This is a genomic window from Micromonospora sp. NPDC003776, assembly GCF_053605645.1.
The window spans coordinates 1-21,789 of sequence record NZ_JBSGJR010000009.1 but is presented as its reverse complement, the minus strand read 5'-3'; the positions used below and the strand labels follow the sequence as shown (position 1 = coordinate 21,789).

Sequence of the window (21,789 nt, the reverse complement as noted above, 5' to 3'; positions counted from 1 at the left end):
ATGAAAGACAACCGCAGCGGCTCACAAGTCCTCTACGGCTTCCTACCACAGCAGACCGGTGATCTGCGAGGCGGCATCTACCGCACCGTCGAGTGGAAAGACCCTCTCCGCGTCGACGTCGACGACACCGTCATCCGCCGCAAACTGATCGAACAAGTCAACGGCTGGTCCTTCCGCGGCGACGACGCGGGCATCGCTCGCGGCTTGCACGCCGGCCACCCAATCGAGGTCGTCGAAGTCAATCCCGATCGTGGCGTACGCGTCGAACAGTTCCCCAACGTCTACATCTGCCGGGCCTGCCGCGTCGTGGAAGATCGCCGCCACCCCAACTGCCCGGTTTGCGGAGCCAAGCAGAACTGGGATCAGCTTCACTTCGTCGGCTACCACGAATGCGGCATGCTCGAAGCCCCTAGCATTCCACGCTGCCCCGTCCACAACTTGTGCCGCATGCCCTACCAAAAAAGCATGGAAGCCGCCCGCATTCGGTTCGTCTGCCCCATCTGTGATAGGCAGACCCGCCAAGGGATGGGTTTCCGCAAATGCCCGTGCGGGCGGTCGTGGAACAACACTCGAAGCAACCCAACCATGCTCGTTTACAACATCCACCGAGCCTCCACCGTATACACCCCTCAGACGTTCACCCTGATCAACCCACGTAACCGACGAAGAATGGCCGAGATCACCGAAGCCGGCGGCCCCCGTCGCGCCCTCGCCTGGGCCATCGGCGGGTTCGTCTCACTCAAACCAGGATCGGACAAGCCAACCAGGTCATCAGCCATCGACAACTTCATGAGCCAAGGCTATTCACGCTCCAGCGCGGAGGCCATGGCCGCCATCGCCAGCGACGCCGGCGAACTCGCTCCTGAGGAGGAGATCGGTCGGCTCGCGAGCGCGCCAGCCAGCCGGATCGAGGCCACTGAACGCGAGGCGGTGGAAATCGCCCTGGCCACGATTGAGTCACGCGTCCGAATCACTGACTTGAGTCGACCCGAAACGCCAGCCAACGCCCGCACCATGTACCAACATGACTACCCGACCGCCATCAACAGGGCCGGCCTCGAAGCCATCGACCTCGTCGACAAATTTCCAGTCCTTCGGGCCGTCTACGGCTTCACACGAGGCGGCCTCGAACCTGGCAAGGGACGCCTCAACCTGTTCCCAGGCCGCCGCGGCACCCGCGTTTACGCCGACCCCCAAGAATCCGAAGCCCTGATGTTCCGCCTGGACCCGCAGCGCGTCCTCACCTGGCTCAATCGCCGGGGCCACGCCCTACCCCACGCTATCAACGCGAGTGACGCCCGAGCCATTGTCGCCGGCCACGTCGTCACGCCCGACCGCTTCACCGACGAACCCGACGCGACCCCCGCCGGCCGCGACCTACTCGAGCTCATACACTCCTACGCCCACCGCGTCATCCGTCAGCTCTCCGTCTTCGCCGGCGTCGACCGCGAAAGCCTCGGCGAATACCTCGTACCCAGCCACGGCACCTTCTTCATCTACGCCGCAACGCGTGGAGACTTCGTCCTCGGCGGCGTCCAAGCCGTCTACGAAAACAACCTCCACCACTTCCTCAACGCCTTCATGGCCGCCGAAACCCGATGCGCCCTCGATCCGGCGTGTCGCCGCCACGGCGGCGCCTGCCACGCCTGCCTTCACCTCGGCGAGCCGGTCTGCGACCGATTCAACCACTACCTCGACCGAGCCGCCCTGTTCGGCCACGACGGCTACCTCGCCACCCACATCTAGCCTTTCGGCCGCGACAGAGAGGACGCAAGCCGGAGATGACCACCACAACAACCACCAAGAGCAAGCGCATCGCTCCGCAGGCGTACGAGGCGCTCGCCGAGGCGCTCGCGGTGATCCATTGGAATAAGCAGCCGTACGAGACATATCTCCGCCGCCACCTTCACGATCACCCCGAGCTGCTCGCGCGCCTCGACTTCACCCAGACGAAGCGCGTCGTCGCCGCAACGTTGGTCGACCTACTTCAGAGCGCAACCGCCTACGACGAGACGACCCTCACGATCATGACCGAGATCGCCGAGATGACGGCCTTCCCAAACCTCGCCCGGCAGACCGACGCGGCTGAGCGAATGGCGGTCGCCCGCAGCGCGGTAAGCGTCCTCGCGGACTTGACGAGTCAGTACCGACGCGACCTCCACCAGAGAGAGCGCCTCCGAGTGACGCGCGAAGCGGAGGCCCAAGCCGCCGAGTCCAAGAGACTCCATACCCGCGCGATGTCTTCCATTAAGGTTGAGTTCCTCGGCCTTCATCAAGCGACTGACCCTCACAGGCGGGGTCGGCGGTTCGAATACGTCCTAAATCGCCTATTTGAACTCCATGACATGGAGCCGCGGCTCGGCTACGCGGTAGCCAACGAACAGATCGACGGATCACTTCACTTCGACACCGACGACTACCTCGTCGAAGCCAAGTGGTGGAAACAACCCGTCGACCGGGCCGAGGCGGACGTGTTCGCCGCGAAGATCTGCCGAAAAGGCCGCAACACTCTAGGCATATTCATCGCCGTGAACGGCTTCACCGAAGGCTTCCTCCAAGCAACCCACCCAGGAGGAACGCCCTTCATAACCGTCGACGGCGACGATCTCTTTCACATCCTCGACGGCCGCATCGCTCTGCCAGAACTACTTCGCACCAAACGCCGTCACCTCAACGACACCGGCAGCTGCTGGTGCCCGGCACGAGGGCTCGTCTGACTCACACAACTTGGTATGTGTCGTTCCGGGCGTCTCGACAGGTTCGGGGCGCCTCCCTGCTTTACCAGGCCCAGTCCAGCGCCGTTCACGCCGGACGTGGCGAATTGCCTTGGCGGCTTTTGTCGCCGAGTCATGCCGATATGTTGGTCTCTTGCTGGATGTCAGCGACGAACCGGGACCATCGGCTGCGGCGGGTGCGTCCCCATGCGGTGAAATGGGTGCCCGGGATAAGGATGACCGCGTCAATGGCGCGGGTGACGGCGACGTAGAACTGTCGTCGGGCACGTTCCAGCTCCCGCTTGCTGAGGACCTGATTATCGAAGTAGAACGGCACTAGTCCTTCTACTAGGCCGGGCAGGATCACGGCCGAGAATTCTCGTCCTTTTGCGCTGTGATAGGTGGTCAGGACGAGCCGGCCGGGGGCGCGTCCGCCGGCAAGCTCCGCCATGGTTAGCCCGCTACGGCGGGCGGCTTCCAGCGCCGTTGGGGCTCGTTGGTCACGCCGGTCATTGCGGGCAGCGGCGAGTCTCGGTATGTCAAGCACATCGCTGAGGGTGAGCAAGAAGCCGCTGGCGTCGTCGGCGGCCTCCTCGCGGCTGGGGCCGTCCAGTGCGCCGAGCAATGATCGGGCAAGCCCGCGAACCTCGCCCTCGGTGTCGGCAATGTCGGCCTCGGCGCGCAGCTTGTGCCAGGTCTGGGCCAGCTCACGCACGGTGGCCGGCGTGCGGCCGCCCCCGCTGGGGCGTCGGTTGGTCTCGGCCGGTTGCTTGGTGGAGGAAGCAGCGTCGTGGCCGGGCAGCGGGCCGGACAGGCGCCGGGCGGCGCAGGCGGCGACCAGTCCTGCAAGTGGCCCGTCGGGTACCCGACGGGCGCGTTCGCTGTCGAACGGAATCTCGGCCGCGACGAGCGTGGCCTCGATCTGCTGTTGTAGGTCGGTCTGGCCGGGGTACAGCACGGCAATGTCTTCGGCCGGCACCCCTCGGTCGAGTAGGTCGCGGACCGCCCGGACCGTGCGGCTCGCATGGGCGTCAAGGTCACCGTCCACTGGCATGACGTCGATAACGCCGGGGTCGGTTCGCTCGGGGTCATGGCGATAGCCCGGGTCGGCTCCCAAAGCGGCCCGCCCTGCGGCTATCAACGCGCTGCCACTACGGTAGTTCAGCGTCAACTGGATCTGGGTGACGTCTCTGCGCCGGCCCAACTCGCGAAGGTAGCGCGGGTCTGCGCCCTGGAACTCGAACATGGTCTGATCAGGGTCTCCGACTGCGGTGACCGTCACGCCCGCATCGAGGAGAACTGTGACCAGGGCGTGCAGCGCCGGGCCGAGGTCCTGGTATTCGTCGACCACAAGGTGCGGAAATCGGGCGACGAGCAGCTCACGGGCTGGGCTGCTGTCCCGAAGGATGCGCAGGGCGTCAAACGTCATCGCGTCGAAGTCGAGCAGGTCCTGCTCGTGGAGCCGCCGTTCATAGTCGGCCACCGCCCGCCGGTGTTGAACGGTGAAGTCGCTGATGTCCTCGTCTGCGGCGTGGCGGCGCCGGATTTGGGTCACGGTGGGAAGTTCCCCGCGTGCCCCCCGACGACCGAGAGGGATCCCTGCCCGAGTAAGTGCCTGCTCCCACAACCGGTCGCTGTCGTCAGCGTCGAGCACCTGGCAGCTCGGAGAGAGGGGACGCCCGGCGATTCCTCCATAGGGCATCAGGACGTGTTGAAGGCAGAAAGCGTGCACGGTGCGGCTGGCCAGCCGCCGCCCGACGGACATCCCGAGGCGCCGGAGCCTCGCGGTGACCTCGCGCGCGGCGGCATCGGTATAGGTGATCGCCGCGACACCTCGGTGCTCGCTGGTGGTTGCCAGCAGGTAGCCAACTCTCGCCACTAGCGTGCGGGTCTTGCCCGCCCCGGGGCCGGCGAGGACCACCAGGTTGCCGTCGTGTGTCGCGGCGGCGCGTTGGCGGGGGTGCAGGCCGGCGAGCTCGGCGGCCAGCGACGGTGGAAGCATGACTTCCGCTGGTTCCGGCGCGGCTACCAACTTCTGGACGCTGCCGGGCATGACGAGACCGACTCGTCGGCCCACCCGAGCTTGCGCCCTATGGATGAATTCACGCAAGCTGGTGCCCGTTCGCTGACACGATGCCCCGTGGTAGCCGCGCGGAGCCATCACCGGGGTCGGTTGTGGCCTGCTCGGGTTCTCCGGCCACGTCGTCTTCGTCTGGCCCCTGCCGGGCATGGAGCCATTCGCGATACTGTGCCTCGGTCGGCAGCAGCGGCAGCCCCTGCACGGTCCGGCGCAGGTCGTCTAGTAGCGCGAGCAGCGGACCACAGCCGGGCAGCGTCAGCAAGTGGTCTCGGGCGAGTTCCTCGTCCTCGGTGGCACCAAGCACCTCGAGGACGCGGCCGCGCAGGTCGAGTGTGGCCACGTGGTCCGCTAGCCGCTGCGCGTACCGACCTTTGCCGATTCGATCGATGCGCGACACCAGGGCGTAGCGGTCATCGGCCTTGGGCTTCCCGCCGGCGCAGTCCTTGACCGCGCTCGCGAAGTTCCTCTGCCGGACAGGACCGGAGGCGAGTTCGTTGAACGCGGTGACCATCTCGTCGGCGAGCAGCGGCGCTACGTCTACCTCCAGAGTGTGCCGGCCGACGTAAACCCCCGCATTGCTGGCCTCGACGACCAGGTCGTCTCGGCCGAGGCGAGTGCCGCTATCGGGCAGTTCTAGCTCGGCCATACCTTTCAGGCGGTCTGCGAAGTTCTCGTAGGCTTCCGCGTCTTGGATCTGTAGCAGTCCCTGGGCTCGCCACAGCCCCGGCTCGACGGCGAAAACGGTGACGCCTTTGGTCGCTGTGTCGCTCGTGGCTATATCGCCGTCGGTAAGGACGACGAACGGCCGGTCGAGCGCCTTCGGGCCGAGTAGCTGGGCGTAAGGGGCGAAATCCGTCCCATCCACGCCGGCCACCACAACGCCGTGTCCGTCCAGATCGAACCCGGCGGCGGCGGCCAACGCTGGCACCAGGTAGCTCTCGGCGGCGCCCTCGACCAGGATGACGTGCCGGGCGAACAAGATTTCCGCGCGGGTGACGTTGAGGTAGCGCTGCAGGTCGGCCGTCTGCTCGGAGGTCAGGAGGCCCGGCGGCACAATCCGCGCCCGGGTGTTGCCGGCGCTTTCGGCTAGCAGCACCATGCTAGAGATCGGGGTAACCGCAGCGATGTGCGGGCTGTGCGTGGTCAGCACCAACCGGTTAGGCTCGCCGAGCAGGTGGGCGAACACGTGCCGCTGCAGGCTGGGATGCAGATGGGCTTCGGGCTCCTCCACCGCCAGGAGGGTGTCCTCGCCGTCACCGGCCTGGCGGCGCAGCCGTAGCCGCTCCAACAGCAGCGCTAGGTAGATCACGTTCGCGGCGCCGGTCGACGTGCGTTCCACGCCGCGGGTGCCGGATGGGTCCACGAACAGCCGAACGGTGCGTAGCAGGTCCTCGGAGCGGCCCGCGAACGCCAAAGACATGACGAGGTCCAGCTGCGGTCCGGCCATTGTGTTAACCCGTTCACGCAGCATGCGGCGTACAGCCCGTACGTTAGGGTCGCGGCTGAGCTCGTCGCGTGCGGCCTGCATTTGTGCCAGGGCCCGGTCTACGTTGGCCTCGGCGGGGGGCAGTTCCCGAAGCAGCCGCGTCAGCGGGCTTCGATCGGCCCTGCCGAGATCATCCTCGGCGTTCCGGAGCGCGGGAAGCACCGACAGTGCCGCGTACCGCTTGGCGGACAGCATGGCGTTGGACGGGTCATTGGCACCAAAAATCGTCCAGTCGTAGTCGTCCGGCGTCAGCTTGCGGGGGGGTGCGGTGCCGAGCACGACGCCCAGCGACTTCTTTGGCCGGAACAGATACGTCAGCCGTGCTACCAGGGGGCCGGTGGCGACGATGGCCCCGTCGAGCTCACTTTGGGCATCCGGATCCGTGTCGAAGTCGCTTAGCTCCACCTCCACCGACACCTCTGTGCCCTCAGTAAGCGGCGTAGACCCGTCATATATGTCGTCCGGCTGAAGCTGCCTGCGGCGATCTGACAGGTCAGGATCGAGCACCAGCCGTAGCGCGTGCAGCAAGTTGCTCTTGCCGACGCCGTTCTCGCCCACGACGACCGCCGGGGTGGGAAACGGCTCGATAGTCATGTCCGCGAAGTTGCGAAAATTCCGGATTTGGACCTTGCGCAGCTGCACGCGCCCTCCGTCCCGCCAGCGGCTATGCGCCGAGTGCCCGCCACGAGGGCCGGCTTCGCCTGGCCCCGAGGTGGCAGGTTATCGAAGCAGGGCCATGAGCAGGCGCATCTCTGTCGGCATGACGATACTTGCGTTGCCGCCCAGCTCAGGGGTGACGGGGCCCCGCTTGGACCTCCTCGGCCGCCACCCGCACGTCCGTCCACAGCGGCGCCCAGTTGCGCTCCTCGTCCCAGACGTATGGCCGTTGAAAAACAGGAACTACACGTCGACCATCTGTGCCGAAGTGGACAAGCTGGACGGTATCCGCCTTCATGCACGTCTTCCCCTGCTCATCGTTGCGGACTGCATTGCGGCCTTCCGACACCTCAGGCCAGGTGTTCGGACGCCTCCATTACTCGGCTGCTGGCGGTCGCCAACTCCTCGTGGGTGAACAGCGCCCGGAACTTCGGCCGGATGACGACCGCCTCAACAGTCAGGTCCACCCGGCCCCGCTCCCACAGGGCCGTAAACCCGTCGGAGACGCCGGGGTTGCGAAGCAGTTGCCGGGCGGCCGCCAGCCCACCCTTCTCGGTGAGCATGCGGAGGAACAGCGCGGCATGGTAGTTCGCCTCGTCGCGCGCCCGCTCGTAGCTGCGGACCATGGCTTCATGGAAGGCCGCTTCCAGCACTCGCCGGTCTGCCGTCTCACCGTCCGGCTCGTCCGGCACGTTCTCGGCGCGCCCGTAAGCCCGCCGCATCGCCTGGTTGAGGGTGTCCTCGAGAGTCGTGTGATCGGTCGTCTGAGGGTCGGCTGAAGGCGGCGAGGTGGGCGGGACTTCACGTCCCTCATTACTGCCGGAGAGCCGCAGCAGCCGGGTGGCGCTGCGGAACCGCACCGCGGCTGGGCTGGCCGGCGGGAAGTACTGCACCAGCCCGGCGTGGCGGCCCCGACTGTCTTCGACCGGCATGTCCCGCTTCATCGAGGCGGCGCTGATGATGGCCTTTGCCTCGTGGGGGCGTACCCAGCAGATCAATCGCGCGCCGGTCGGATGGGCTCGCTCGACCCGGACGTTGGCCCGGTACTTGCGAGCCTCGGGTGAGGCGCTGTCGTAGTACCTGGCCCAGCCCAGCACCTTGCCTTCGTGCCGGATCGGCACGTCCCGGCAGTGCTTGTAGCAGTCGACCGCGGCCACCGCCTCGTAGGGCCGTAGCCATGCGACGTTGCGGTAGCCGACCGGCACGGGCACCATGCCGTCGTCCGTCGCGGGTCCGTCGGTCGACTGCGAGGCCACCTCCGGCCGAGGCTGGCGCGGGGGTACGACGGCCGCCGGCTTCCGGACGGCCTGTCGAGGCGGCACGACGACCGGCGTTGGCGTGAGCTCCTCGACGGCGGGCCTGATCGCAGGTGTCGTACCAGGGTCCTGACTCGCCGACACGGCGGCCGGCGGTGGTGCCGGCTCGGCGGCGGCGGACTCGACAGCGGATGGCGAATCCGAGTCGAACCGGACCGGCGATGGTCGGGCGTCCTCACGGGCGACGGGCTGCGGCGGCAGACTTTCTGGCGCCGTCGGCGCAACGGGCACCTCGTCCACGGGCTCGGCCGCGACAGGCGCAGTGATCGGAGGCGACAGCGGCTGTTCCCATGGCGGTGTCACGGCCTCGGTCGGCGCGGGCTCGGCAGGCCGCGCCGAGGGCACCTCCGGCGCGACGATCGGCGCAGACGTCGGCACCTCGACGACCGGCGGCGGGACGCTGATGCCCAACTCGTCGATCCGCTGCCACAGGGGCTCCAGCGCCGCCTCCGGATCCCGGCTGAACACACTTCCCCGGATGCGCACGAAGACGCAGTTGCCGACCCGCTCGAGCACCGCCTGCCGGCGCATGTCGCTCTCCCACTGGTCCGGCCCGTGGTACGCGTCGCCGTCGCACTCGATGGCCAGCCGCCGGCCGTCGGGCGCGGGCAGGACGAAGTCGATCCGGTACCCGCCGATGCGGAACTGCGGCAGCGGCCGGTATCCGCGGCGCAGGATGCGACGCAGCACCTCGCGTTCGAAGTCGCTGTCGCAGCGCTTCTCCAGGTTGTCGTACGCCTCGTCGGCGGCGGTGACGTTCTGGCAGTAGGTGAGCAGCAGCCGGCGGGCGTCGTCCTCGCGCAGGTCGGCGGGCTGCACCGAGTGGAACACCCACAGCTGGTCGCGGGCACGCGAGGCGGCGACGTTTACGCGCCGATGGTGGTCCCGCCCGGTGAAGGCGGACACTGGGCCGTGATGCGGCTCGACGACCATCGACACCAGGACGATGTCCCGCTCGTCGCCCTGGAAGGTGTACGAGTCGCCGACGCGCAGCCGGCGCCGTTCCATCTCCTCCTCGCCGATTTCCTCGCGGAGACGGGTGAGTAGGTAGAGGGCCTGTCCGCTGGTGCTGAGCAGGCTGACGACCCCGATGCTGCGTCCCTGGTATGCGGGGTCGGTGACGATCGCCGCGACCCGCGCGACGAGGGCTTCGGCTTCGGCAACGTTGACGTTGCCGTAGCCGGGCAGGTCTTGGCGGATGCCCTCCGGCACGTGCACGGCGTTGACGGGGTCGCCGATGCCGGCGGGCCGGTCCGTGCGCAGCGGCTCGATCTCTCCGCCGTAGTACGTCTCGCTGGAGAAGCGGATGATCGCCGGCACCGAGCGGAAGTGCTCAGTGAGCAGGATGCGTTCCGGGGAGCGCCGAACGGCGTGGTCGTAGAGGCTGCTCTCCTGATCGAAGTGCTCGGCGGAGGGCACGTCGACCAGATGCGAGTTGATCAGGCCGCTGATGCTGCCCACGCCCACCAGCTGTGGACCGATCTGCTGGTCGTCGCCGACGACGACGGCTCGTTCAGCCAGGCTGAGGACGGGCAGCGAGAACATGTCGGCCTGGGATGCCTCGTCGACGATCACAACGTCGAAGTGCGCCCCGCCGGCGAACTGCTCGATTGCCCGGTCGACCGACATGACCCAGACCGGTACGGCGTCGACGGCGGCGCTCATGGCCCGCTGGGCGTGCGCCTGCCACTGGGCAGCGTTCTTACCCGTACCCTTTCCGATCTTGCGTAGCGCGGTGGTCCAGTCGGCGAGCGCGGCCCGCCGACGGTCGTCGAGCGCCTTGGAGACCTCCAGCCAGGAGGAGGCGACGACGAGTTCCTGGGTGAGCCGCCGGATGCGGTCCCGGGTTTGCTCGACCCGCCGCCCGAGCGCGAGCGGGTCGACGCTGCCCACGACGGTGTCGAACCATGTCTGGGTGCGGCGCCACTGCCACCGGTGCAGGCAGTCCCCGCCGGTGCCGCCGATGGCGGCGGCGGTGCCCTCGTCGATCTGGGCGGTCCAGGCGGGAGCGGCCGGGCGGAGCCGTTCGACGAGCTGGGTGAACCGTTGCGCGTCGGGGCGCAGGCTGGCCAGCCGGCGTACCTCGTCGAGGATGCCGTCCCAGCCGGGCAGGTCGGCCTGCTGCCGGCTCTGGTCGAGCAGCCGCCACAGCTCGCTGGCGTCGCTGGTAGACATGCCGACCTGGAGCACGACACCCAGCTCGCGCTCCTCGGCGGCGAGCCGGTCGTGGGTGAAGACGGCCGCGCACCGGGCGACCAGGTCGGTGAGCGCGGTCAGCCGGCGTACGTCGACCGCGTGCTCGGCCCGGGGCACCAGCCGGCGGACGGTCGCGTGCAGGGTAGGCCAGCGCCGGCGGTCCCAGTCCAGCGCGGTCGCCGCGTCGCTGAGCAGTCGGCCGGTCCAGAGTTCGGGCTGGTCGCCGAGTTCCTGCGGCAGGTTGAGCAGGTTCCGCCACTCGGTCCACCGGGTGGCGAGTTCCTGCCGCAGGCGGAGGCGGTTAACGTACGCGACGACGATGTCAACGTCCTCGGTGGTGCGCAGGATCTCGCCGTCGATGCGGCAATCCGCGGCGAGCTTGGCGAGAGTGCCCTGGAAGAGCTTGCTGACGCCCTTGCCTGTGGCGAAGCGCTGGCGAAGTTCGCCGAGCTGCGCCAGCAGCCGACGCGGCTCGGCCAGGTACCCGTCGGGAACGGTCACCCGGTGGCCGGCGACGGCCCGAGTCGCCGTGGCGAGTTCGGCGAGCGCCCGCTGGCAGGCGGCGACATGGTCCTCCCAGATCGCCTGCCAGTTTGGGTCGGCCTGCAGCAGCTTGGCGAGCGCGTCCGTCCAAGCACCCTCCCTGGCGGTGAGCAGGGTGAGCGCCTCCCGCAGGTGTCCGGCGAGCTCCTCGAGGGCGGGCCGGCCGAACGCCCGTACCTCCGCGACCGTCACCCCGTCGGCGACGAGCCGGTCCAGCTCGGCGCGGGTCGCGGCAAGTTCCCGCCGCGCGGCGAGCACGGCCGAGGCGGCCGGCAGCGCGGCCGCTGTCGGCAGGTGCCGCAGCGCCTGCGTCCGGTCCTGGCGCACGGTACGGCGGGCAATGTCGAGCAGGTCGGTGAACTCCTCGACCGTGAGCGGGGCGTCGAGGTCCGGGGGAATCTCGTCGGGGATGTCGCCGTACCGTTCGGCGCGATCCCGCAGCCAGCCGCCGACGTCGCTCGGCGACAGCCGGATGCCGTCGATCTCGTACTGCGCGGACTCGTTCTCCGCCAGGGTACGCAGCGCCCCGAGGGACCGGCCGAGGTCCCGCTCAGCCTCCTCAAGCTGGTGACGCAGCCGGTCCACCCGCTGCTGCTCGCTTCGCTTGTCGAGGGTGGCGCCGCGGTCGGAGAGTTCCCGGGCGGCGAGCTGGAGCTGGACGAGCTGGTCGGTGGAGCGGCCGAGCACCGCCAGGCACAGCGACTGGATCTCCTGCGGCAGGCCGTCCCGCAGGACGCGCAGAGGGTCCTCCTTCTGCGCGACCACGAGGACCCGCTTCCCGTGCGCCATTAGGTGGCAGATCAGGTTGCGGATGGTGTGGGTCTTGCCGGTGCCGGGCGGGCCTTGGACGGCCACGTTGCGGTGCTGGGCGAGCCGCCGGGCGATGGACTCCTGCGCCTCGTTGGTGGGCAGCGGCATGAGCAGCCGCTCCCCCAGCGGCGCCCACCGTGCCGGCTGGTCCTGCGGCATCTTCAAGCGGCTCGGCTCGTGAGCGAGGATGGCGGCCAGCGCCCCGATGCTCGCGGTGTCGCCGCCGAGCAAACGGGCCCGCAGTTCCTCCAGGAACCGGCGCAGCATCCGCTGCCTGGGCCGGACGAAGAGCACGCCGGTGTCGTGTACGTACGGGCCGGCCGGGGCGGGCGCGTCGGCGGCCCGGACGGTCGGATCGAGTCCGAGGCGGCGCAGGGCCCGTTCGAGGAACTCCAGGCGGGTGAAGTCGTCCCAGACATCGAGGTCGAGCTGCCCGCCGGAGCCGGCGAGGGCGAGCAGTTGGCTGAGGTATCGCTCGTCGAGACCGGTCAGCGGGTCGGTTTGGAGGCGGCCGGCGCCCTGCGGCACTACCCGGATCATCGACCGGTCGGCGTCGAACTCGATGCCGACCGGGGTCACCACGAGCGGGTACTGCACCCGATTCGCGCCGACGTCCGTGCGTAGGACGCCGTGCCCCCACACCAGCTCCTGGCTGGCGGCGTTCATGTCGACGCGGTGCATAAGGTCGAACAGGCTGCGGTGCAGTTTCCGGACCGCTTCGGTACCTCGGGCCTGCTCGGCCCACGGGCGCCAGTCTCGCTCCCGCCACTGCTCGAACCGGGTACGGAGGTGCTCGACCGTCTCCTCATCGCCGGCCAACCGCGGTTCGCTCTCGTACGACACCGGCCCGGCGAGGTAGGGGCTGAACTCGGCGGGTGCCCGCAGCTGCTTTGGCGCGGGCGGAAGGCCGATCCGCAGCCAGCTGCCGTCGTCAGCAGACACGCCTACCTGGCAGCCCGCGTGGCTGGGTAGTTGGTGCTGCCAGAACGCGTCGGCCTGCGGGACCGTCCGAGCCGGCTTCTCCATCTGGGCGCGCACGGCCATCAGATAGTCGACCAGGGAGGTGGCACGGTCCAGGATCAGGGCCGGCGATTCCGTGGTGGACGGGGAGCGGGAGAACATGCGGCACCTTTGGTTCTGGCGGGTGGGACAGGCCCCGGTGACGAGGCTGGTCCGATGTCAGCACATGTGATGCGGCGCTCCCACCTCCCCACCGGCGGTGTCCAAAACACTACCTGCGGCACGCCGGCCAGGGGGACCCCAGCGTTCCCCCGATCGGACGGCGCCGTCGGCCCTCTTAACCCTGTCAAGAACCTGCACAGGCATTAGTGCCCGCAGCAACAATTGTCATCGGGACCACGCCACCCGGCATCCGACAGCGACTGGGGCCCCGGTCCGGTACGCCCGAGCCGATCCGTACGGTGCGAGCCTTCCACGGGATGGTGGCCGCCGACCGTGGTCGGCGGCCACCAGTATTCAAGAGGCCAGTTCGCTAGTGGACGCCTACCACCTGTTTGTTGTAGTTGCTGCCTTGACCGTCCGGCTTGTAGTTGCTCTCCACGTTGCCGGCGATGTCGATCGAGAACCAGTTGACGGTGGTGTCGCTGTTCACCGTGATGCTCTGCACCCCCTCACGCATCCCAGCCAGCGCCAGCTTCGGTGAGCTGTAGGTCGGCCGGCTGCCATCCAGCGTGTAGTACACGTTCGCCGGCTCACTGGTGCTGAACGTGAACGCCGTCGCCCCCGCCTCCTGCTTGACGATCTTCAGCGACGTCTTCGGCTGGATCTTGTCGGTCGCGTACGCCCGGGCGACCTCGAGGATGCCGATGTTGCCGTTGGCGAACTCCATCGCCTCCTCGTGCCCTTCGGCGAACGGCGGCTGGAAGCCGACCGCGGTGAACCGCTTGGTGGCCGGGTCGTAGATGTCGGCGCCGACTTCGAAGTCCCAGCCGATGATGCCCCGGTTGTACCAGTGCTCGTCGGCGCTGTTGCCGGCCGCCGAATACAGCACGTCGGTCACCGGTCCGGTGCGGCCCGGCCAGATCGCCGTGCCCCGGTATTCCTGCACCCGCGAAAGGATGTAGTCCGACGAGGTCCAGAAGTACGCCTCGGTGCCCTGGTCCACCCGCGGCAGCACCTCCCGCCCGTCGGCCTTGTACGCCCCCGGCGGCCACATGAAGTACCCGCCGTAGGAGTGGGTGTTCATGGACAGCTTGATGTTCGGGAAGTTGTCGACCAGCCAGACCTCGTTGCGCGCCTCCGGCTCGGACAGCTCCGCCGGGCCGGCGTACGTGTCGCTGACGCAGTTGGTGGTCGAGGCACCGACGTAGCCGTCGAAGGCGGAGCCGACGGTGAAGTTCCGGTTGATGTCGACGCCCCAGGAGTTGCGGCGGCCCGGGTCGGCGTTGTTCTCCGGGCAGTGGTTGGTCATGTTCCGCCGCTGCATGTTGAAGTCGTACATGCTGTAGTGCGCGCCGTCGGGGTTGACGACGGGCAGGATGAAGATGTCCAGGTCGTCGACGATTTTGCGGGTGTTGGGGTCCTGCGCGTAGTTGCGCAGCAGCCGCTCGGCGGACTCGACGCAGACGAGCGGGGTGACCCATTCCCGGGCGTGTTCCTGGCAGTAGAGGAAGACGCCGACCTTCGAGCCGTCGCGGTGTTTACCGATCCGCAGCACCTTCATCTGGAACGGTTCGCGGGAGACGCTTGCCGGTGCCTTCAGGCCGTCGGTCAGCTGGGTGACTGGGGCCGCGGCCACCACGCCGGTGCCGGCGTTGCCCCGGTACGTGCTGGCGGTGAGCAGTGCGGCCGCGGCGGCGTTGCTGTTGACGGCGGCTACGACCTGCGCGGCGGTGCTGGTGATGGCGCCGGAGCCGTTGGTGGCCAGGCTGACCGTGATGGCCTTGCCGGAGACGCTGACCGTCAGCGGGGCGTTGGCCGTGCCCGGGTTGACCAGGGACATGGTGAGGTCGTTGCCGCCGTCGGAGCCGTAGGCCGTGGAGGTGACGTAGAGGGTGCTGGCGGCGGCGGTGCCGAACTGGGCCTGCGCCTTGCGTCGGTAGCCGTTGGTCTTGTACGGCAGGTCGATCAGCTGGGTGAGCTTCGGGAACTCGGCGGCCAGGCCGGTGAACCGGGCGGTGACCTCGGTGGGGTCCATGTAGTGGTCGACGAAGTCGGACACGTACGGGTGTGTGCCGGTGGCCTTGCGCGGGCTGCCCAGCCACTTGGCGACGTCGACGGTGACGGAGCCGCCCTTGTTGCTGGTGATGGTGGCCTTGGCCGGGGCGGCGGTGATGGGGACCGGGTTGCTGAAGCGGTGGTACATGTACTGGCCGGCGTCGGTGAACCGGGACATGGTGGCGGTGCCGCCGGAGCCGATCGCGGTGCCGGGTCCGCTGTCCCAGCTGGCCGTGAGCACGGTCGTGGAGTCGGTGCCGGCGCTGGATTTCACCTCGATGTTGAGGAAGAGCTGGTTGTTGAGGCTGGTGAACCATTCCGAGCGCAGCACGGTCAGGGTGTCGGTGCTGGCCGTGGCGGCGGACGCGGCTTTGATGGCGGCGGACCGTTCGGCCATGTTCTGCGCGTAGTCGCTCTGGTCGGAGATGGCGTCCTGCACGTCGAAGCCCTGGTCGCGGAGCGCCTGGCTCTCCTGCGGGCTGAGGATTGCGTGGACCTCGATGCCGTTGTCGACGGGCTTGACGTATTCGGCGAGGTCGACGCCGAGCTGGTTGAGGCGGTCGATGCCGGACTTGTCGGCGACGACGATGCGCATCAGGCCGACGCCGTTCTGTTCGCCGGTTGACGTGCGGTCGGGGGCGGCTGCGTTGTCGGTGGTCGGGCTGGCGAGGCCGGGGGTGCTGACGGCGAGCGCCAGGGGTAGGGCGAGCAGGGCGAGGAATCGGCGCGGTCGGTCGGATCTTGGTGTACTCCTCATGAGAGTCCTTCCGGCAAGGCGATCCAGAAGGCCGCGCAGTCGAGGCGTCCGGCAGACGACCTCGGCCGCCGCAGCTTTCCAAGAGTGTGATCGCCGCCTCACCATCAGTCAAGATCGATGGGCGCTGGACGGACGTCGGTTCCAGTCGCACGTCCTTCTTGGACCGGTCGAACGAACGGTCGATCAAGGGCCGGCCCATCCGAGTACACCGGGTCTTTCCTGCCGGGAGTCGTCGTCACCGGCGGGAAGGGTCAGCCGCTGATCGTCAACCCCACCGGCAGGCCCTGCTTGACCTCCAGGACTGCCCGGTCACCCAACGGTCGCGACAGCTCGACGGTGGCGCTGCGCTGCACTCCGCCGGCCGAGCATGCCTCGTCCTCGGCGTGCCGGTACTCGATGACGATCACGACGACCGCCAGGTCCGACTCGACCGCTTCGGTGCCGTAGTCGGCCCCGCACGGCTTGCTGCTCGGGCCGGGCGCGCCAGTGAAGGCGACGGTCAATTCCTGGCTCGTGGTCGTCGTGGTCGCCGACTCGATCGCCAACCCTTCGTGCGGATGGTCGGCGTCCCAGGGCGGCGGGGTCACCCGGACGATGGCCGAGGGATCCACCGCCGCCCGCGCCAGCCGCACCGCGGTTGCGTCGAGCGTGAATTCCCACGCCGGAACGGTCGCCAGGCCCCGGGTGGTTTGGAGCGTCATCGTGGTCAGGCGAGCGCCGGTGACCTTCAGCGGCGCGCAGCCGGAACAGTGGCCGGTGCCCGCCGCGCGCAACTGCACCAACGACGCGTCCGCCGGGATTAGCCGCACGTCCTGTCTGGTGCCGTTGGCCCAGGCGATGTTCCCAACCGATTCCGGCACCCGGGGCAGGGTCGAAGCAGCCTCGACGAGGCCGGCCGACAGCGTCTCCTTGTAAACCCCGTTGGCCGGCTCCCAGCCGCCGAGCTGGCGGGTCAGCTCCCCCACCGGAACGAAGGGCGCGCCGCCCGCAGCGCGAAACGCCTCGTCATACCGGGCCAAGGCGCCGCCCGCCTGCTCGCGCAATCCGTCGAGGCTGTCGCCGGCTCGGCTGCTCGCGGCGGACCCGCAACCGCCGAGCAGGGCCGCGACCGTGATCAAGGGCAGCACACGCCGCCCACGCAGCTTCGCCATCTCCACATCCTTGAGACGCCTCCACGCCGGTCGCGGTTCCGACCGCATCTCCCCCCAAAAAAACGGCCGTTCAGGGCCAGCCCAGGGCTGATAACGGTCCTGCAGCCGCCGCCTACACCGGCGGCAGGGACCGCTCGTTCGCGGCCAGCCGTCATTCCCGGGTGGCTGCGCCGCCCGTTACGCCCCCGCCACGCTGACCGGCTCCGGCGGGACGTCCCGCTCGCTGACCCGCCGCTGGTCGCCGTGCCCCGGCCACCACGCCTTGTGCCCGATCAGCGCGGTCAGCGCCGGGACGAAGAACATCGACATGACGAACGCGGACAGCACGATCCCGATCGCCACCGCGAAGCCCATCTGCTGCAGGAACGAGATCGGCGCGAGCATCAGCACCCCGAACGTCCCGGCCAGGATCAGCCCGGCCGCTGCCACGGTCGGCCCGGCGTGTTCCACGCCGATGGCGGCGGCCTGGTGCGGTTCGTTGCCCTCCCGTGCCTCCTCGCGTAGTCGGGCGATCATCAGGATGTTGTAGTCGGTGCCGATCGCCACCACGAACAGGTAGAGGATGATCGGCAGCTGGAAGGTGACCCCGGGCTTGCCCTGCAGTCCTTGAAACAGGTAGACGGTGGCGCCCAGCGTGGCGGCGAAGTTGAGCAGCACCGCGATCACCAGGTAGATCGGCGCGACGAGGCTGCGCAGCAGCAACGCGAGGATCAGGGCGATCAGCGCGGCCGCCACGGGCAGGATGACCGACAGGTCCCGGTTGTTGGCCGAGTTGATGTCGGCGAAGATCGCCGTCGGTCCGCCGACCAGCGCCCGGGTACCGGACGGGGCCGCCTGATGCAGGGCGGTGCGCAGGTCCTCGCGGACGAGCGTGATGGCCTCGTTGGAGACCGGGTTCTCATTCAGCAGCAGGTTCACCCGGGCCACGCTGGGGTCGCTGCTGCGTTCCGGCGGCTGCGCCCGCCCCACTCCCGGCGCCTTGGTTGCGGCGGCGGCGAAGTCGTTGATCTGCTGCTCGGTCAGCGGGGTCCCGTTTCCGGTGGTCAGGTAGACCTCGGTGGGGGCGAGCGCGCCGGCGGCGAAGCCGCGCTGCAGGTCCTTGGCGGCCTTGGCCGACTCGGTGTCCTGCGGGAAGCCGGCGCTGAAGTCGTAGTCGGCCTTGTAGCCGAGCACGCCGGCGGCGAGCGCGACGAGCAGGGCGCCGGACGCGGCGGCGACGAGCGCGGGGCGGCGGCCGATGGCGGTGCCGAGCCGGTGGGACATGGTGGCCTTGGGGGCACGCTGCCACGCCTTCGACGGCCAGAAGACGTACCGGCCCAGCAGTGAGACGACGGCCGGGATCAGGGTGAGCGAGGTGATGAGCATGACCCCGACGGCGATGGCGAGCGCCGGGCCCAATGAGCCGAAGAAGCCCAGGGACGCCAGCAGCAGGACGAGGAACGCGACGATGACGGCGCCGGCGGCGGAGGTGATGACCTCACCGACCCGCTGCACGGACACGATCATCGCGGTGCGCTTGTCGTCGCCGGCGCGCAGCCGTTCCCGGTAGCGGAACAGCAGGAACAGGATGTAGTCGGTGCCGATGCCGAACAGCACGATCAGCAGGATCGTCTGCAGGTCCTGGCTGACGTTGAGGTTGAACGCCTTGCCGGCGGCGGCGACCAGTCCGGTCGTGACGGTCATGACCATGCTGATGGTCACCACCGGCAGCAGCGCGGCGATCGGGCTGCGGAAGATGACCAGGATCAGTCCGATGATCAGGATCATGGTGGCGACACCGACCACGGAGAACGCCTTGTTGAAGGTGTCCTCGTTGTCGACGAAGGTGGCCACGTCGCCGGCCACCCCGGCGGTCAGTCCGCTGCCGGCCAGTTGCGGTCCCAGCGCCGCGCGCAGGTCACGTACGGCATCCAGCAGCGCCGGGTCGTCCGGGGTCGGCGCGTCGAGGCCGACGCTGACCACCTGCACCGACTTGTCCGGCGCCACGGCCGGCGGGCCGGTCAGGTAGCCGGAGGTGTGGGCGATGCTTTTGTCCTTGAGGGACTGGGCGAGTTGGCCCACCTTCGCCTCGTCGGCCGGGGTGAGTTTCTGCCCGTCGGCGCGTTTGACCACGATGGTCGCGGTCGAGGTGGCCTGTTGCGGGAATGCCTTCTTGCCGAGTTCGGTGGCCTGCACTGACTCGTAGGAGTGGGGTAGGAAGCTTTCCTGGTCGGCGGAGGTGATGTCGCCCAGCGACGGTGTGGTGACGATGATCGCGACGGCGGCGAGCAGCCAGCCGGCGATCACCCACCACGCTTTGCCGACGACGAATCTGCCCAACCGCTCGAACATGCTTTCCTCCGTGTATTCGGCTCTTCTGACGCCCGGGGCCGACAACCTCGCCGGCACGCGGCCGTCACCGTGACGGCAGCCTTCACTACCGGCTGTATAGCGTACATTGATGGCAATCCTTTTCGGACGCCCTGCGGTTAACAACAGCAACCTGGCGACTAACGATTGCCGCTCACATTCCTGTCGAGGCGCGGTGCGGGGCCCGGCGATGGCAGCGCCGTGAGAGCCATAAGGGCGTCGAGGTGTTCCTGCATGCGTTCCAGTGGCCCGTCGGCGCTGTGCAGCCCCTGGTGCAGGTCGCGCAGCACGTCGTCGGAGCCGTTGGTGAAGGCGAGGATCTCGGCGAGGGAGAGCTGATGGTTGAAAATTTCCGCCTCGTTGCGCCAGTCGTGCAGCATGCCAGCGAGGGCCTCGTCCCGCCGCGGCGACAGCACCGCCGACGACAGCGCGGCATTCACCGCGGACAGGCTCATCCGCGGATACACCTGTCGGCGGGCCGGCTGCGCGGCTCCCACCGAGAACGGTGGCGAGGTGAGAATCTTCCGGTTGTCCTGCAATTCCTCGCCGATGGCCTGCAGGGCCTCCGCGCGCCGCTCCCGGCTGGCCGCCCAGCGTTCGGCGACGATGCCGGTGATGCCGCCGAGCAGGCCGAGGATCTGCACCGCCGGCTCGAAGCTCGACATGCCGGCCGACCGGCTCCACCAGACGGCGCTGACCACGAAGGCGACCGCCAGGCTGCCGGCGGTGACCACCATGATCCAGGTACGCGGCGCGGTCACCCACGACGGCAGCGACGCCGGCCGCCCCGCTCTGCCGGTCATTTGCCAGGTCGGCGGAACACGTCCCGGGCGGCGGTGTCGGGGCCGTTGCCGGTGTCGCTGCTAGACAGGAGCATGAGGTCCATGCCGAACCGGCGGACCCGCTCGTACGCCTGGAACTGGGTGAACGCTTCGCTCTCCACGACCAGCCCGGCCTTGGCCAGCGCGGCGGCGAGGGCCTTGAGCTGGTATTTGCGGGTGATGAGCAGGCGGATGGTGTCCCCGCGCGGGAAGTGGACCTCGCTGCGGTTCGGTAGCACGATCTTCAGGTCCTCGGCCGAGTCGTTGCAGTAGATGACCTTGATGACCAGCGACCGGCCCTCTTCGACCACCCCTTCGAAGCGGACGTGGTTCATGTTCACCGACAGGTCGGTGTTCTGGCGAAGGGCGCTGATGACGAATTCGCGGAACACCCAGCTGGTCTCGTACTCGCGGGCCGCCTGCTGGGCCATCCGGTCATCCAGGTGGGAGGCGGTGGCGACCTCTACCAAAAGCCGGTCCTGCGGGCGCAGCAGTTGCTTGCTGAGCCGCTCGACCAGGTCGACGTCCTCGTCGAAGTTGGCCATCGTGTTGCCCAGCAGCGAGAACAGCACCGGTTCGTCGCCGATGAGCCGGTCGCGCAATTCGTTCAGCTCGGCGACGTTCTCCTCGACGGAGAAATCGAGCTGCACCGGGAGCAGCTGGTTGCGGAACTGCCGGAAGAAGGGCAGCGCCTTTATCGGCTTGAGCCCGAGCCGCAGCATCTCGGCGCTCATGTCGACGGGCACGTAGTACATCTCGGGATTCAGCGGCTGCAGGCCCGCGAGGACCACCGCGTCTTTTTCCCCGGTGCCGGGACCGAGGCTGATGTAGTGATAGGGGCGGCCGTTGTGCCGGGAATGCAGACTGCGCCAGCGCCGGCTGAACGTCTCGATGCCGTCGCGCATCACCGGGTAGTTGGGGTCGGTGCAGGCCCGCTGCCAGTTCACCGCCGGTTCGATGCCCCAGTACGAGTAGCCGGACACGATCCGCTTCTCGTCGCCGGTGGCGGAAAAGGGCCGCTGCAGTTCGGCGGCCAGCTCGTTGAGCTTTCGGGACTGGTCTTCGCCGACCAGGCACAGCGACCAGGAGAACTCGGTTTCGGAGATGACTTTCTCGAGTCTGCGCAGCAGCTTTATCTGCTCCCTGGCCTGCTGATCCATGTGCCATCCCCCAGGCGAGGTCGACCGTCCCCGATGTTCCGCTCGCCAACCTTAACAGCGTCAAAGTCTTTGCAGGTAGCCGCTTTGCCGGCCATTGACGTGCGATGCGGCGGACCTTTTTGACGGCAATTGCGGCTATCCCCGGGCCGCCGCCTCGGGCCGCCCGAGCGGTCAGCCGGCGGCCGGCTGGCCGGCGTACACGGGGTTCTTCCTGCCGGCCTGTTCGGGGCACCGGCCGGCGGGGCCGCCGACCATGCCGATCCGGCCGTCGGCGCAGACGATGAGGTAGCCGCGGCCCGCCCAGAACCCGGGTACGCAGACGAACCAGCGGCACACGTCGGGAGCCGGCTCGTGGATCAGCGCGCCGCCGCAGTAGGTGTAGCCGTACGGGTTCTCCGGTGCCCCGCACCGCGGCGCGCCGGCCGGCGGCGGGACGGGCGAGCCGGTCGGCTTCGGCGCGGGCGAGGTGGGTTTCGGTGCTCGCCCTCTTCGCGCTCTGGCTGGCCTCGGGCTTCGGCCGGTACAAGCGCTCACCGGCCTTCCAGCGGGCGCACTACCTGCTCGCCGGCCGC

The 21,789-nt window shown here is 68.6% G+C and carries 11 protein-coding genes; 2 read left to right on the top strand and 9 right to left on the bottom strand.

The genetic code is table 11. The annotated features are described in order from the left end of the window. Together ACWEVO_RS01695 and ACWEVO_RS01690 are read left to right on the top strand one after the other, a co-directional pair. Positions 1 to 1,746: a hypothetical protein gene (locus ACWEVO_RS01695; protein WP_452305643.1), complete on the top strand. Its 1,746-nt coding sequence runs from the start codon at positions 1 to 3 to the stop codon at positions 1,744 to 1,746. Positions 1,747 to 1,781: 35 nt separating this feature from the next. Beyond that, positions 1,782 to 2,717: a restriction endonuclease gene (locus tag ACWEVO_RS01690; protein ID WP_452305642.1), complete on the top strand. Its 936-nt coding sequence runs from the start codon at positions 1,782 to 1,784 to the stop codon at positions 2,715 to 2,717. A gap of 130 nt (positions 2,718 to 2,847) precedes the next feature. Here ACWEVO_RS01690 and ACWEVO_RS01685 read toward each other — a convergent pair whose 3' ends face one another. From ACWEVO_RS01685 to ACWEVO_RS01645, 9 genes are all read right to left on the bottom strand, one after another. Beyond that, on the bottom strand, positions 2,848 to 4,767 hold the full coding sequence (locus ACWEVO_RS01685) for an ATP-dependent helicase (protein ID WP_452305641.1): 1,920 nt from the start codon (positions 4,765 to 4,767) through the stop codon (positions 2,848 to 2,850). Between the two features lie 49 nt (positions 4,768 to 4,816). Further along, positions 4,817 to 6,922, bottom strand: coding sequence for an ATP-dependent nuclease (locus tag ACWEVO_RS01680; protein ID WP_452305640.1), 2,106 nt, complete (start codon positions 6,920 to 6,922; stop codon positions 4,817 to 4,819). Positions 6,923 to 7,287: 365 nt separating this feature from the next. Next, entirely contained in the window at positions 7,288 to 12,924 is a 5,637-nt protein-coding gene (locus ACWEVO_RS01675; protein ID WP_452305639.1) for an AAA domain-containing protein, read from the bottom strand. 370 nt (positions 12,925 to 13,294) lie between these two features. Beyond that, on the bottom strand, positions 13,295 to 15,736 hold the full coding sequence (locus tag ACWEVO_RS01670) for a M14 family zinc carboxypeptidase (RefSeq protein ID WP_452305638.1): 2,442 nt from the start codon (positions 15,734 to 15,736) through the stop codon (positions 13,295 to 13,297). A 251-nt stretch (positions 15,737 to 15,987) separates the two neighbouring features. Continuing rightward, complete coding sequence (locus ACWEVO_RS01665) at positions 15,988 to 16,887, bottom strand: hypothetical protein (protein ID WP_452305637.1); 900 nt, start codon at positions 16,885 to 16,887, stop codon at positions 15,988 to 15,990. Between the two features lie 177 nt (positions 16,888 to 17,064). Further along, positions 17,065 to 19,218 (bottom strand): MMPL family transporter, encoded by a 2,154-nt coding sequence (locus tag ACWEVO_RS01660; protein ID WP_452305636.1) that lies wholly within the window; start codon positions 19,216 to 19,218, stop codon positions 17,065 to 17,067. Positions 19,219 to 19,376: 158 nt separating this feature from the next. Continuing rightward, complete coding sequence (locus tag ACWEVO_RS01655) at positions 19,377 to 19,997, bottom strand: hypothetical protein (RefSeq protein ID WP_452305635.1); 621 nt, start codon at positions 19,995 to 19,997, stop codon at positions 19,377 to 19,379. 38 nt (positions 19,998 to 20,035) lie between these two features. Further along, positions 20,036 to 21,217, bottom strand: a complete 1,182-nt coding sequence (locus ACWEVO_RS01650; RefSeq protein ID WP_452305634.1) for an L-histidine N(alpha)-methyltransferase — start codon at positions 21,215 to 21,217, stop codon at positions 20,036 to 20,038. Between the two features lie 171 nt (positions 21,218 to 21,388). Beyond that, entirely contained in the window at positions 21,389 to 21,553 is a 165-nt protein-coding gene (locus ACWEVO_RS01645; RefSeq protein WP_452305633.1) for a hypothetical protein, read from the bottom strand. Positions 21,554 to 21,789: the final 236 nt, after the last annotated feature.

Excerpts from the sequence above, each read along its gene's own strand:
- ACWEVO_RS01695 (WP_452305643.1), top strand. The coding sequence starts at position 1 with ATGAAAGACAACCGCAGCGGCTCACAAGTCCTCTACGGCTTCCTACCA.
- ACWEVO_RS01650 (WP_452305634.1), bottom strand. The coding sequence starts at position 21,217 with ATGGATCAGCAGGCCAGGGAGCAGATAAAGCTGCTGCGCAGACTCGAG.
- ACWEVO_RS01660 (WP_452305636.1), bottom strand. The coding sequence starts at position 19,218 with ATGTTCGAGCGGTTGGGCAGATTCGTCGTCGGCAAAGCGTGGTGGGTG.
- ACWEVO_RS01685 (WP_452305641.1), bottom strand. The coding sequence starts at position 4,767 with ATGCCCGGCAGCGTCCAGAAGTTGGTAGCCGCGCCGGAACCAGCGGAA.
- ACWEVO_RS01675 (WP_452305639.1), bottom strand. The coding sequence starts at position 12,924 with ATGTTCTCCCGCTCCCCGTCCACCACGGAATCGCCGGCCCTGATCCTG.
- ACWEVO_RS01665 (WP_452305637.1), bottom strand. The coding sequence starts at position 16,887 with ATGGCGAAGCTGCGTGGGCGGCGTGTGCTGCCCTTGATCACGGTCGCG.
- ACWEVO_RS01690 (WP_452305642.1), top strand. The coding sequence starts at position 1,782 with ATGACCACCACAACAACCACCAAGAGCAAGCGCATCGCTCCGCAGGCG.
- ACWEVO_RS01670 (WP_452305638.1), bottom strand. The coding sequence starts at position 15,736 with ATGAGGAGTACACCAAGATCCGACCGACCGCGCCGATTCCTCGCCCTG.